Origin of the sequence: Actinosynnema pretiosum, assembly GCF_024171695.1 — a bacterium.
In the GTDB taxonomy this organism is placed as follows: domain Bacteria; phylum Actinomycetota; class Actinomycetes; order Mycobacteriales; family Pseudonocardiaceae; genus Actinosynnema; species Actinosynnema pretiosum.
This window is the reverse complement of sequence record NZ_JAMTCF010000018.1, coordinates 124,701-138,095: the sequence shown is the minus strand read 5'-3', so window position 1 is coordinate 138,095 and position 13,395 is coordinate 124,701. Positions and strand designations below refer to the sequence as shown.

The window sequence follows — 13,395 nt, the reverse complement described above, 5'->3', positions numbered from 1 at the left end:
CGGGAATTCACGCTGCCGGCATCGGGCGTCGCCACACAGTGCCCGAGCGGGGGCGAGGTGACCCCGGAGGGGATATCTGCGGGTAATCGGAGAACGTGCGCCGGAGAGTCATCGACGCAGTTCAGCACACCTGCGCAGGCCGCTTGCCCGAAGTGCGTGCGGGAATTCACCTCACCCCGCCGCGACCCGGTTCAGGTGAAGTCCGCGAAGTCCGTTGACAGCGCTTTCCCGGCGGCCGAGGATTGTTCGCCCGCCGGGAAGCGGGTCAGGGCTCGACGCGGGCGAGCGCCCCGGACTCCAGGGCCGTCCACAGCGCGCCGTCCGGGCCGAGCGCGATGCCGTGCGGCTCGCTGCCGGGCGGCAGGGCGGCGGTGCCGGTGAGCTCGCCGTCCGGGGTGATGCGGGTGACGGCGGCGGTGGCCCACTCGGTGAACCACAGCGCCCCGTCCGGGCCCTCGGCGATGGCGTGCGGGCGGGCGCCGGGGTCGGGCAGCGCGAACTCGGTGACCTCGCCGTCCGGGGTGATCCGGCCGATCCGCCCGGCCAGCACCTCGGTGAACCACACCGCGTCGGCGGTGGCGGTGATGCCGACGGGACCCGCGCCGGGGGTGGGCAGCGGGTGGACGCGCAGCTCGCCGTCCACGCTCAGCCTGGCGATCGCGCCCGCCTGGTTGAGCGTGCACCACAGCGCCCCGTCCGGGCCGGTGGTGATCATGGCGGGGAAGCTGCCGACCGGCAGGTCGAACCAGGTGGCGCGGCCCGCCTCGATCCGGCCGATCTTGCCGGTGGTGGCGGCGGTGCACCACACCGCGCCGTCCGGGCCGCCGGTCACCCCGTACGGACCGGCGCCGGGCAGGTCGACGGCGGTGGTGCGCCCGGCCGGGGTGGTGCGGCCGAGGCGGTGGTGGCGGAAGTCGGTGAACCACAGGGCGTCGTCGGTGGCGGTGAGCACGGTCGGCGCGCACGGGGACAGCTTGAGCGGCACCGGGGTGTGCTCGCCGTCGGTGGTCATCCGGCCGAGCCTGCCCGCGCCGACCTCGGTGAACCAGATCGCGCCGTCCGGGCCGACCGCGACGCCGTAGGGGCCGTCCGCGCCGGGCACCGGGAAGGTGGTGACCCGCATCAGCCCTCCTCGGGAGCTCTGGCCGGGGCGAGGACCACCGGCCACAGCTCGCCCGAGCGCAGCTCCTCGACGACGTCGTCGACGGTGGCGCCCTCGGAGACCGCGACCACGACGGTGGCCTCGGGCAGCTCGGTGGCGTCGACCTCGCCGGTGACGCGCAGCAGCCGGACCGCGTCGGCGTCCTGGGCGGCGGGCTCGGTGAACAGGCCGAGGTCCAGGTCGTAGCCGCCGAGGACCAGCGGGTAGGCGACCAGGTCGACCACGAGGGAGCCCCCGTCGAGCGCGCGCTCCGCCCAGCCGTCGGTCGGGACCAGGTAGAGGGCGTTGTCCCGCTCGTAGCCGTGGTTGCCCAGCAGGCAGACCGCGCGCTCGCCCGGTGACCGCTCGGGATCGATGATCACGAGGAGCACCGGGGCGTCCGGGTCTTCGGGGTTGATTCCGTTGCGCAACAACAGTTCCGGCACTCGCGCCTCCATTCGCAGGGGGCGCAAGTAGATCATGAGCGGCGCTCAGCGCCTCGGCCGGGACGACCGGCTCTGCAACCCGCGCGCGGGCAGCCGGACGGGTTTGGGGCGGGGCGTGACCGCGCAGGTGCTCATCGGTCGGGTCGGGGTCAACGGCTTCACCGGGTTCTTCTCCTGGGCTCGTGCGGCGGGACGAGGACTCGTGCGGCGGCAGGGGCGCGCAGTCGGCAGGGCTGGTGCAGTCGGCAGGGCTGGTGCGGTGGTGGGCGGGCAGGGCGGGGCGGTGCTCGCGCGGCGGGGTAGGACGTCGCGCGCCTTGCGGGCGCCGAGGCGGGTAGGACGCCGCGGCGGGTGGTGCGCGGGCGACGGGTAGGGACGTCGCCCTAGCCAGGACTCTGGCAATCGGCGGGACGGCTGCTTCAGGCAGGGGTGGGTGGGGACGGGGTTCGGGTGATCACGGTTCTGGACGGATGTCTCCGCGTCCGGCCCGGACGTTAGCCGTGATCGGCACAGATCACTCCGTTGCCACAAGAGTCCTCACCCCTATGAACGCCCACTTCGCCCGAAAGGGTTGCACGACCGGTTTAAGTCACCTAAACTCAAACTATGTTCACCAGGGACGAAGCCCTCAGGCTGGTCGAGGGCGCCAACTCTTCGACTGGGCTGTTCGGGGACTTCTCCCCCGATCGCGCGAAGTCGGCTCACCGGCTGTGGCGGGACCTGCTGGTCGCGCTGCACCCCGACCGCACCGGCCCGGACGACCACCGGGCGCACGCCGCGGCCTCGGAGGTCACCCGGCTGCACGACGAGTGGTCGGGTTCGGGGTCGGCTTCGGTCGAGCTGCGCACCGCCCGCCGCGCCTACCGCACCGGGGCGCTGCACCGGGTCGGCAGCGTCGCGAACGTGTACCTGACCGACGGCCCCGAGGTGGTCAAGGTCGTGCGCAACCCGGCGCTGAGCCCGCTGCTGCTGGCCGAGCAGGACGCGCTCACCGCGCTGGGCCGCCTCACCGCCGAGCACCGCTGGCTCGCCCCGTACTTCCCGAGGCTGGTCGACGCCTCCGGCGAGGTCGGGCGCGGCGAGCGCGCGTTCACCGTGCTGGCCCCGCTGGTCGACGGCTTCCACACCCTCGCCGAGGTCAAGAGCGCCCACCCCGGCGGCCTGGACGGGCGCGACTGGGCGTGGATGCACCGCAGGCTGCTGCGCGCGGTCGCGGGCGCCCACCTCGCGGGCCTGGTGCACGGCGCGATCACCGCCGACAACGTGCTGGTCCACCCCGAGCGGCACGGGGTGGTGCTCGCGGGCTGGTCGTTCGCCGTCGAACGCGGCCAGCGCCCGCTGGCCCGCGACCGGACCACCGCCTACCCGCCGGAGGTCGCGGCGGGCGAGGCGCTCACCGGCGCCACCGACGTGTGGATGGCGCACGCGCTGATGCTCGACCTGCTCGCCCCCGGCGAGCACCGCCAACGCCTGTTCGCCGAGGGGTGCTCGCAGGACGTCCCCTCGGCCCGGCCGGAGGCGGCCGACCTGCTCGACGAGTACGACGACCTGCTCGACGACCTCTACGGACCACGGGTGTTCCGCCCGTTCTCGATGACCGACCAAGGAGCCTGACATGGGACACGGCAGCTGGGACGACAACGCCTTCGCGGCGGCGCGCACCTTCCGCGCGGCCAAGGGCATCTCGGACTTCGGCTACACCAGCGCCACGCGCGGCAAGCCGTCGGCCGACTGGAAGGCCCACCCCTCGCTCGACCCGCACGGCGTGGTGGCCCGCGAGTGCCGCGACTCGGACGAGCACGCCGACTCGACGCCCATCGCGGTGCTGTTCGACGTGACCGGCTCGATGGGGCAGGTGCCCCGGATCATGCAGGGCAAGCTCGGCAAGCTGCACGGGCTGATCAAGCGCAAGGGCTACCTGAGCGACCCGCAGGTGCTGTTCGGCGGCATCGGCGACGCCGACAGCGACCGGGTCCCGCTGCAGGTGGGGCAGTTCGAGTCGGACAACCGGATGGACGAGCAGCTGCGGAACATCTTCCTGGAGGGCAACGGCGGCGGTCAGAAGAGCGAGTCGTACGAGCTGGCCGCCTACTTCATGGCCAGGCACGTGGAGACCGACGCCTGGAGCAAGCGCGGGCGCAAGGGCTACCTGTTCCTGATCGGCGACGAGCTGAACAAGCCGAGGCTGGAGGCCAGGCACATCAAGCGGATCATCGGCGACGACCTCGGCCAGGACGTCGACCCGGCGTCGGTGTACCGGGAGCTGGCGCGGCGCTGGCACGTGTACTTCGTGCTGCCGAAGCAGTCGCACTACTTCGACGACCCGGAGATCGGCGACCACTGGCGCGGGCTGCTGGGGCAGAACTTCCTGAAGCTGGACGACCCCGGCGCGGTGTGCGAGCTGATCGCGGCGACCATCGGGCTGGAGGAGCGGGTCGTCGACCTGGACCAGGCGATGGTGGACCTGGCCGAGGTCGGGTCGGGCGCGGAGAGCAGGTCGGTCGGCAAGGCGCTGCAGAAGGTCGGGGCGCGGTCGGTGGCCACCTCGGCCGCTCCCCCGGCGCTGGACGGGCCGGACGATGTCAGCCTCGTCTGACCACGTCGTCGTCGTTGGCCTCGGCTTCGGCGACGAGGGCAAGGGCGCGGTCGTGGACGCGCTGTGCCGGGCCGGGGAGACCTCGGCGGTGGTGCGGTTCAACGGGGGCGCGCAGGCCGCGCACAACGTGGTCGACGGGGACCGGCACCACACGTTCAGCCAGTTCGGGTCGGGCACGCTCGCGGGCGTGCCGACCTGGCTGTCGCCGCACGTGCTGGTCGAGCCGATGGCGCTGGCCGCCGAGGCGCGGGAGCTGGCCGGGATCGGGGTGCCCGACCCGCTGTCGCTGGTGTCGGTGGCGGGCGGGGCGCTGCTGACCACGCCGTTCCACGTGCTGGCGAACCGGGCGCGGGAGGACGCCAGGGGCGCGGGCAGGCACGGGTCGTGCGGCAAGGGCATCGGGGAGACGGTCTGGTACTCGCTGCTGTCCGAGCGCGCGGCGCGGGTCGGGGACGTGGTGGAGGGGCAGGAGGTGCTCGGGGCGTTCGGGGACGCGCCGGTGGTCGCCGACTGCCTGCGGCCGGACGTGCTGCGGCGCAAGCTCGACGCGCTGGCCCGGTTCTACGCGCCGCTCGCGACCGCGCGCTGGTCGGTGGCCGAGCTGGTGTCGATGTACCGGGACTTCGCCGACGCGGTGCGGATCACCGGGGACGACGAGGTGGGGCGACTGGCCGCGCGGGGGCGGCTGGTGTTCGAGGGGGCGCAGGGGGTGCTGCTGGACCAGTGGCGCGGCTTCCACCCGCACACCACCTGGTCGACGGTCACCCCGGACAACGCGCGGGCGCTGCTCGGCGGGCTCCCGGCGCGGGTGGTCGGGGTGACGCGGACCTACCAGACCCGGCACGGCGCGGGGCCGATGCCGACCGAGGACGCCGCCGTCGCGGCGCGGTTCCCGGAGCGGCACAACGGGATCGGGCGGTACCAGGGGGCGTGGCGGGCCGGGCACCTGGACGCGGTGCTGCTGCGGCACGCGGTGGCCGCGTGCGGCGGGGTCGACGGGCTGGCGGTGACGCACCTGGACGCGGTGGGGGCCGGGGTGCTGGTCGCGGAGGCGTACGAGGTCGACGGGCGGCGGGTGGCGCGGCTGGAGGAGGTGGTCGGGCCGGGTGGTCCGACGCCCGATCCACGGGTCGCGGAGCTGCTCGGGCGGGTCGAGCCGGTGCTGGTGGAGCAGGCCGACCCGGTGGGGTGGCTGGAGCGGGAGCTGGGCGCGCCGGTCGTGGTGACCGGCGCCGGGCCGGACCGGTCGGACTACCGGGTGCGGGTTCCCGTGCCGCGCTGAGGGGTCGCGGCACGGGGCGGTGGGTGCGGGGGGCGCCCACCGCCTTCGCGCGGGTGGGGGTGGTTCCGGTGGGGTGGGACGAGGTCAGGGGGTGTGGTGGGGCGCGAGTGCTGGACAATGCCTTCCGTGGAAGCGCAATCCGAGGACGCCCAGCAGGGGGACATCCGGCCGGGGGACGTCCCGCCGGGTGCCATCGAGTCGTCGCTGGTGTCGGTCGACGTGCTGGCGCTGCGGTTCGACGCCGAGTCGGGCGCGGTGCTGCTCGGGGTGTCGCGGCGCGAGCTGGAGCCGTTCCTCGGGCGGGACGCGCTGCCCGGCGTGCTGCTGGGCAGGGGCGAGCGGCTGCGCGAGGCGGCGGTCCGGGCGGTCGCGGGCAAGCTGGGGGTCCCGGCGGGGGCGGTGCGCGCGACCGGTCAGCTGGCCACGTTCGACGAGCCCTCCCGCGACCCGCGCGGCCCGACGCTGTCGGTCGCGCTGTGGGCGGCGCTCGACCCGGCGCGCTCGGACGGGCCGCGCTGGGCCCCGCTGTCCGAGGTGCCGCCGCTGGCGTTCGACCACGACCGGATCGTCGCGGACTGCCGGGCGCTGCTGGCCGAGCGGCTGTGGCGGGACCCGGTGTTCACCGCCGGGCTGCTCGGGCCGGAGTTCACCACGGCGCAGGCGCTGGACGTGACCGAGGCGCTGACCGGGGACCGCCCGTACCCGGCGAACCTGGGCAGGCTGATGGACCGCGTCCCCGGCCTGCGCCGCACCGAGCAGCACGCGGCGGCCCGCGCGAAGGGCGGACGGCCGCCGCTGGTGTGGCGCTGGGAGGGTTGACCGGTTCGCGGTCCGGGGCGCGCCCCGGACGCCTCCGTTGGTGTGGCTCTGGCGGTCGCGGCTCCCCGGCGTCTCGCCTGGGGGCACCGGCCGCCGGTAGCGTCCGCGAGACGGGCGCGGGGCGGTCCCGCCCGAGCCCGTGGGCACGGCGGAACCACCGACACCGAACGCGGGCGAGGTGCTGGTCCCTCCCCGCGAGAGGAGGGCAACGATGCCTCGGTCCACCCCCTGCGGAATCGGCGCGCGACGCTTCCCACCGGCGGGCAGACCGCCGGGCAGGCTCGCCGCGCTGGTCGCGGCGGCGCTGATCTCGGTGGGGCTGATCGCGGTGGGGCTCGTTCCCGCCCAGGCTGCGGCCGGTTCGGCCGCGCCGGTCCCGGCGGGAACCGGCGCCGACCGCTCCCCCGCCGCCGCCGTCCCGGACGTGCGCCCGGCGGCCCCCGGCAGTCCGGCGACCACCCCGCCGATGGGCTGGAACTCCTGGAACACCTTCGGCTGCAACATCAGCGAGGGCACCATCCGGGACGCCGCCGACGCCCTGGTCTCCTCCGGGATGCGCGACTCCGGCTACCGGTACGTCGTGGTGGACGACTGCTGGTTCGACGTCCAGCGCCTGCCCGACGGCAGCCTGCGCGGCGACCCGACCAGGTTCCCCAGCGGTATGAAGGCCCTCGGCGACTACATCCACGCGCGCGGACTGAAGTTCGGCATCTACCAGGTGCCCACCGACCGCACCTGCGCCCAGCGCGGCGGCGCCTACCCCGGTTCCACCGGCAGCGTCGGGCACGAGGAGCTGGACGCCCGCACGTTCGCCTCCTGGGGCGTGGACTACCTCAAGTACGACTGGTGCTCCCCCGAGGGGACCCGCGAGGAGCAGATCGCCCGGTTCGCGCTGATGCGCGACGCGCTGCGGGCCACCGGCCGCCCGATCGTGTACAGCATCAACCCGAACAGCTACCACGCGATCACCGGCGACACCCACGACTGGGGTGAGGTGGCCGACCTGTGGCGCACCACCGAGGACCTGCTGGACATCTGGCGCAACGAGAACACCAACAGCTACCCGATGGGCGTGGTGAACGTCGTCGACGTGAACGCGCCGCTGGCCGCGCAGGCCGGTCCCGGCCGGTGGAACGACCCGGACATGCTGGTGGTGGGCAGGCCCGGACTGACCGTGCAGCAGTCGCGGGCGCACTTCGCGCTGTGGGCGCTGATGGCCGCGCCGCTGATGGCGGGCAACGACGTGCGCGCCATGCCCGCCGAGATCTCCGCGATCCTGCGCACGCCCGGCCTGATCGCGGTGAACCAGGACCCGCTGGGCGCGGGCGGTCGGCGGGTGCGCGACGACGGCGACACCGAGGTGTTCGTCAAGCCGCTGGCCGACGGGTCGGTCGCGGTGGGCCTGTTCAACCGGGGCGCGCAGCCCGCGCGGATCGGCGCGGGGCCCGCCGAGGTCGGGCTGGCCGGGACCTCGCTGGCGCTGACCGACCTGTGGACCGGGGCGACCTCGTCCGGTCCGCAGGTCGTCGCGGACGTGCCGTCGCACGGGGTCGCGGCGTTCCGGGTCACCGGGGCGGGGCCGCTGGCGCAGGAGACCGGCGGGTTGCGCGGCGTGGCGTCGCGGCAGTGCGTGGACGTGCCGGGCGCGGTGACGCGGCCGGGGGCGCGGCTGGCGCTGTGGGCGTGCCACGGGGCGGCGAACCAGCTGTGGACGCTGTGGCAGGGCGGTGAGGTGCGGCTGTACGGGTCGCAGTGCCTCGACCTGCTGGAGCCGACCGGGACGCCGGGCACCCCGGCGGTGACGGCGGTGTGCGACGGGCGGGCCACCCAGCGGTGGACGCGCGACGGGCAGCGGCTGGTGAACGCCGGGAACGGGCGGTGCCTGGACGCGCGCGGGGTCGCGGCGGGCACGGCGGTGGTGGTCCAGCCGTGCGACGGGCGGACCTCGCAGCGGTGGGCGCTGTCCTGAGCGGGGGTGGTGCTGCCCTGAGCAGGGCTGGCGCTGCCCTGAACGGGGCCGGGCTGTCCTGAACGGGGCCGGTGCGGGTGGCTCTCCGCTTCCCGCACCGGCTGGTCCGTTCCCGGACGGGGGATGAGGGGTACCCGGCGGGTGACAGTCAGCCGTGGCAGTCAGCCCTGTCAGGCAGCCGTGACGAGGAGGTCACCGTGCAACCGTTCCCCTTCGCCCCGTGGATCTGGCGCGACGCCATCACCGCGCTGCGCGAGCAGGAGCACCCGGCGGACCCCGACGTGTCGCTGGCGGACCGGCCGGACACCGGTCTGCTCGGCTTCGAGGTGCGCGCCACCGACGGGCGGGTGGGGGTGGTGGACTCGGAGAACGCGCTGCTGCCCGCCGACTGCCTGGTGGTGGACGTGTCCGGCGGCAAGCGGGTCGCGCTGCCGGTCGGGGTGGTGTCGGGCGTGGACCGGGAGGCCCGCGTGGTGCAGGTCGACCGCAGCACCGAGCAGGTGGCGGGCGCGCCCGAGTTCGACCCGGACGAGCTGGACGTGCCCGCGTACCGCGAGCGGCTGGGCGAGTACTACTCGGACAGCTACCGGGTGACGCCGCCCTGGTAGCGGTCCTGGTGGCGGTCCGCGACGCGAACGGAGGGCGGTCCCCTGGTCGGGGACCGCCCTCCGTCGTTCACCGGGTGGCGCGCCCGGTCCGGTGAGCGCCTGTTCCGGCGCGCGGCGGGCCAGTGCGCGCTGTCCCGCCCGCGCCCCGGTCAGGCGCTCACCGAGCTTCAGGGGTGCGGCGCCGTCGCGGCGCCGGTACCGGCTAGTCCAGCGCGAACCCGAGGACGCCCTCGACGGTCTGGCCCTCGCAGTTCGGGTCGCGGCTGTCCATGTGGTCGCCGCTCTCGCGGATCAGGCAGCGGAACACCGGGTGCGCGCCCTCGCCCCGGTCGGTGAGGGCGTAGCCGAGCAGGCCCACCCGCTCCAGGCCCTCGCAGTCGGCGCGCAGCGAGGTCATGTGGTCCCAGCCGCCGACCTTGCACTGGTAGAGCGGCCGGGTGCCGGGCTTGCGGGCGGTGACCAGCCTGCCGAGGCTGCCCTCCGCACCGTACCCGGACGGCACGCCCGCGCTGGCGCTGAGGTGGTCGGGGTGCCGCCAGGCGCGGACCAGGTCGACCTCCTGCGGCGCGCCCGTGGTGCCCGCCGTGGACAGCAGCCGGTTGGGCGTGCCGCTCAGCGCGCCGCCGACCTTGCCGTTCTGGGCCGCCGAGGCGAGCGCGGTGAGCACCGCCTGCGGCGTGGCGGCGGGGTTCGCGGCCAGGTGCAGCGCGGCGGCGCCCGCGACGTGCGGGGCGGCCATGGAGGTGCCGGTCTCCTCGCGGGAGGCGGTGTCGTCGGCGGCGGACGCCGAGCGGATCGCGGTGCCGGGGGCGAACAGGTCGACGCAGCCGCCGGAGTTCGAGTACTCGGCGCGCCGGTCGGCCTGGTCGGTGGCGGCGACGGCGATCACCTCGGGCAGCAGGGCGGGCGTGGCCGAGCAGGCGTTGCGGTTGTCGTTGCCCGCCGACACCACGTAGGTGATGCCGGAGGCGACCGAGTTGCGGACGGCCTGCTCCAGCGGGGCGCTCTGCGGGGAGGTGGAGCCGCCGAAGCTCAGGTTCGCCACGGCCGGGCGGACCGCGTTGGCGGTGACCCACTCGACGCCGTTGAGCGCGGTCTCGTAGGTGGTGCCGTTGGCGCAGTCCAGGACGCGCACGGCGATGAGCTGGACGCCCTTGGCGACGCCGTGCCGGGCGCCGCCGACGGTGCCCGCGACGTGCGTGCCGTGCCCCGCGCAGTCCCGGCCGCTGCCGTCGACCAGGTCGGCGCCCCAGCTGGCGCGACCGCCGAAGTCGGCGTGCGTGGTGCGGATGCCGCTGTCGACGACGTAGACGCGCACGCCCGCGCCGTCCGCGCGGTGGTTGTAGACCTCGTCTAGCGGCAGGTCGGGCTGGTCGACCCGGTCGAGGCCCCACGAGGGCGGGTCGAACTGGGCGCCGTGGGCCTTGAGCCTGCCGTTGGCGGTGACCGAGGCGACGGCCGGGTCGGCGGCCAGGCGCCGGGCCTGCTCGGCGTCCGCCCGGACGGCGAACCCGCGCAGCGACCTGCTCCAGGTGGAGGTGACGTCCGCGCCGTGCGCGGCGGCCAGCGACGCGGCGAGCGCGGCGGTGGACGCGTGGCCCGCGGAGCCCTCCTGGTCCTTCAGCACGACGATGTAGCTGTCCGGCACGACCTCGCCCTCGGCGGGCGGCGGCTCCCCGTTCCGGGCCTGGGCGGCGGCGGGCGCGATTGCCCCCAGCACCAGCGCCAGTCCGCCCAGCGCGGCTGCGAAACCGGTCGACGTGCGTCTCACACGCTGTTCCTCTCCCCTTGGCGATCTCGGGCGGGGACAGGGTTTCAGCAGGTGCGCGGGTTACGGGCGGGGTGGCGGTGGGCAATGCGGGAATCCGCAGCGGAAAGGGGCTGGAACCGGGTGAAAAAATTGTTCGGAGGCGCATTGGTGCGGATTTGTTCACCGCATTTTCGCGTATTTCGCGGCGGGGGTGGGGTGGTCCGGTCGACGCACAGGGATCGCTGACCTCCGGCACAGATCCGGCACAGGGGCGGCTCGCAGAGTGGTCGGTGTCGGACGAGCGAGCCACTTGGAGGACCCGATGACCACGACCGAGCCGTTCACCCCGGACGAGCGCGAGCAGTCCGCGCGGGGCGTGTGGGGAGCGGAGCAGGCGGGTGGGGAGCCGTTGCCTCGGGTGCGGCGGGGGTTGGTCGCGGGGGCGATCGCGCTGGCGGTGGCGGTGGGCGGCGGGGTCGTCTACGCGACCTCCGGGTCGTCGGACAGCTCGTCGTCTGCGATCGGGCAGGCGCCGGGTGGGAGCGCGGGTGGGTTCGGCGGTGCGGGTGGGGCCGGTGGCGGGATGGGCGGAGGGGTTGTGGCGGACGCGGTGCACGGGGAGTACGTGGTGTCGGACGGGGAGGGCGGGTACGCGACGCAGGTGGTGCAGACGGGGACGATCACCGCGATCAGCGGGACGTCGGTGACGGCGGCCAGCTCGGACGGGTACACACGCACGTACGTGATCGACGCGGAGACGGTGTTCGGGGCGATGACGGGTCCGGGCGGGGGCCAGGGCGGTCCCGGTGGGTCGGCGGGTTCCGACGGGTCAGCCGGAACGGCAGGCCCCGCCGGTTCCGGCAGTTCGGCCGGGTCGGCGGACTCGTCGTCCACCGGTTCGGTTGAGGATCTGGCGACCGGGGACACGATCACGGTCGTGGCCACCACCTCGGGTGACACCACCACCGCCACCCGACTCTCCGAGGTCGCGGCACAGTAGTGGGCGGTGCACGTGTCGGCGTGGTGCTGCGCGGCGAGCGGCGTCGCGGACTACGTGGCACGGCCGGAGGTCGCGTCCGACAGGCGCGGTGACCTGTCCGGTGCGCTGGTCGGCGATCCGGCGGGGTCGGGCGTGTTCCGGGTGAACTGGCACGGTGGTGACCCGGCGACGCTGGCCGGGCTGCGAGCCGGGTTGCACGGTGCCAAGCCGGAATCCGGAGCTGCTGGCGTTCCCGGAGCCGGACGAGTCACCGCACGCCGGGCAGGAGCGGCTGACCGCAGAGGTGCTGCGCACGTACGTACGCCTGCTGCGGGACGAGATCATGCCGCTGGCACTGCAGGACCGGTTCATCGCGGAGGCGGACGCGCTGGCTCCCGGAGCACCGTTCCAGGTGCACGAGCTCGACAGCACCCACATCAACTCCCGGATCCCCCCGGAGGGCGCGGCGCGGGCGCAGGCCGAGGCCGCTTCCGGCCTCTGTTGATGATCTTCACCTGCTAAGTTGGCTCTTCCGACCGAGCGCGCAGGGAGTTGCCCATGAGCAGCCGGGAGTGTTCGATCGCCAACGCGCTCGGGGTGGTCGGCGAGCGGTGGACGCTGCTGGCGCTGCGCGAGGTGATGATCGGCTTCCGCCGGTTCGACCAGATCGTGCGCAACACCGGGGTGAGCCGCGACGTGCTGGCCGCGCGGCTGCGCAAACTGGTGGCGGCTGGCGTGCTGGAACGCAGGCGCTACGAGGACCACCCGCCGCGCTACGAGTACGCGCTGACCGACTCGGGCCAGGCGCTGCAACCGGTGCTCCAGGCCCTGATGGAGTGGGGCGACCGCTACGTGACCCCCGGCCCACCACCCGCGGTCTGGCAACACCGCTGCGGCCACGACCTGGCGGTCCGCCCGGTCTGCGTGCACTGCGGCGAGGAAGTGGCGCTCACCGGCATCCGCCCACGCCGAGTCGGCACGGTCCGCTGAGCCACCCCACCAGGCCAAACGCTGGCCCCCTTTAAGTTTCAGCGGGGGGGGAGTGAACGGTCCATTCGCCCCGACTGTGCGGACCATTCACCCCAACTGTGCGGTCCGTTCACCTGTCTCGCAAGCGTGCGGACCATTCACCCACGACCGTGCGGACCGCTCACCCAGAGACGTGCGGACCGTTCACCTGACTCACAGGTGAGCGGACCGTTCACCTACAGGCGTGCGGACCGTTCACCTCGGCCCTGCGGTCCGTTCGCCTAATCCGCAGGCGGGCGCACCGTTCGCCTACGGGTGTGCGGTCCGTTCACCCCGACCCTGCGGACCGTTCACTCGCGGATGTGCGGAGCGTTCACCTCACTCACGAGCGTGCGGACCGTTCGCTCACAGGTGTGCGGACCATTCACCCCAGGCGTGCGGACCGTTCATCCCCGCAACCGCGCGTGGCCCATCGTTACCGCGCCCCGCGCCCCGCGTGCCTTGCGAGCCCAGTGCCTAGGGGCTCAGCGGCCCGCGCCCCACCGTCTTGCGGCCATGCCGCCTAAGCGGCCCTGTGAACAGCGCCCACCGCCCTGCGCCCCACCGTTGCGCGCCCGCACGCCTTACCGCTGCCCGGCCCGCCGAACAAACCCCCGCTCTCCCACTCCCCGCCCCCACTCCCCGCACCTGCCAGCCGCACCCACTCTCCGCACCTGTCAGCCGCACCTGCCCGCCGCACCCGCACACCCCACCAAGCACACCCGCCGCACCCTCCCCCTCCGCCCTACCCACTTCCCCTCCGTCCACCCCTCCCCCACCCGCGCGCCACCACTCCG

Annotated in this window: 12 protein-coding genes; 9 read left to right on the top strand and 3 right to left on the bottom strand. The window is 74.5% G+C overall.

The window, feature by feature from the left end; all coding sequences use genetic code 11:
- Positions 1-265: 265 nt before the first annotated feature.
- The gene (locus LV78_RS31235; protein ID WP_253849611.1) at positions 266-1,123 is read right to left on the bottom strand and encodes a Vgb family protein; all 858 of its coding nucleotides are present in this window, start codon (positions 1,121-1,123) and stop codon (positions 266-268) included.
- A complete protein-coding gene (locus tag LV78_RS31230; protein ID WP_253849610.1) occupies positions 1,123-1,587 on the bottom strand; it encodes a hypothetical protein in 465 nt (154 codons plus the stop codon). Before LV78_RS31230 ends, LV78_RS31235 begins: the two co-directional genes overlap by 1 nt.
- A 606-nt stretch (positions 1,588-2,193) precedes the next feature.
- On the opposite strand from LV78_RS31230, the gene LV78_RS31225 reads away from it, so the two are divergent.
- From LV78_RS31225 to LV78_RS31200, 6 genes are all read left to right on the top strand, one after another.
- Entirely contained in the window at positions 2,194-3,201 is a 1,008-nt protein-coding gene (locus tag LV78_RS31225; RefSeq protein WP_253849609.1) for a serine/threonine-protein kinase, read from the top strand.
- Position 3,202: 1 nt separating this feature from the next.
- Positions 3,203-4,183: a hypothetical protein gene (locus LV78_RS31220; protein ID WP_253849608.1), complete on the top strand. Its 981-nt coding sequence runs from the start codon at positions 3,203-3,205 to the stop codon at positions 4,181-4,183.
- Entirely contained in the window at positions 4,167-5,465 is a 1,299-nt protein-coding gene (locus LV78_RS31215; RefSeq protein WP_253849607.1) for an adenylosuccinate synthetase, read from the top strand. The genes LV78_RS31220 and LV78_RS31215 overlap by 17 nt, the downstream gene beginning before the upstream one ends.
- A 117-nt stretch (positions 5,466-5,582) precedes the next feature.
- Positions 5,583-6,284 carry an NUDIX hydrolase gene (locus LV78_RS31210; protein ID WP_253849606.1) on the top strand — a complete coding sequence of 234 codons (702 nt, stop codon included), beginning with the start codon at positions 5,583-5,585 and terminating at the stop codon, positions 6,282-6,284.
- 211 nt (positions 6,285-6,495) lie between these two features.
- Positions 6,496-8,253, top strand: coding sequence for a ricin-type beta-trefoil lectin domain protein (locus LV78_RS31205; RefSeq protein ID WP_253849605.1), 1,758 nt, complete (start codon positions 6,496-6,498; stop codon positions 8,251-8,253).
- Positions 8,254-8,450: 197 nt separating this feature from the next.
- A complete protein-coding gene (locus LV78_RS31200) occupies positions 8,451-8,861 on the top strand; it encodes a PRC-barrel domain containing protein (protein ID WP_253849604.1) in 411 nt (136 codons plus the stop codon).
- A gap of 202 nt (positions 8,862-9,063) precedes the next feature.
- On the opposite strand, the gene LV78_RS31195 is transcribed toward LV78_RS31200, so the two are convergent.
- Positions 9,064-10,632, bottom strand: a complete 1,569-nt coding sequence (locus LV78_RS31195; RefSeq protein WP_253849603.1) for a S8 family peptidase — start codon at positions 10,630-10,632, stop codon at positions 9,064-9,066.
- Between the two features lie 301 nt (positions 10,633-10,933).
- Between LV78_RS31195 and LV78_RS31190 the strand changes: the two genes are divergently transcribed.
- From LV78_RS31190 to LV78_RS31180, 3 genes are all read left to right on the top strand, one after another.
- Entirely contained in the window at positions 10,934-11,611 is a 678-nt protein-coding gene (locus LV78_RS31190) for a hypothetical protein (protein ID WP_253849602.1), read from the top strand.
- A 199-nt stretch (positions 11,612-11,810) separates the two neighbouring features.
- Entirely contained in the window at positions 11,811-12,095 is a 285-nt protein-coding gene (locus LV78_RS31185; RefSeq protein ID WP_253849601.1) for a hypothetical protein, read from the top strand.
- Positions 12,096-12,148: 53 nt separating this feature from the next.
- The gene (locus tag LV78_RS31180; RefSeq protein ID WP_253849600.1) at positions 12,149-12,580 is read left to right on the top strand and encodes a winged helix-turn-helix transcriptional regulator; all 432 of its coding nucleotides are present in this window, start codon (positions 12,149-12,151) and stop codon (positions 12,578-12,580) included.
- Positions 12,581-13,395: the final 815 nt, after the last annotated feature.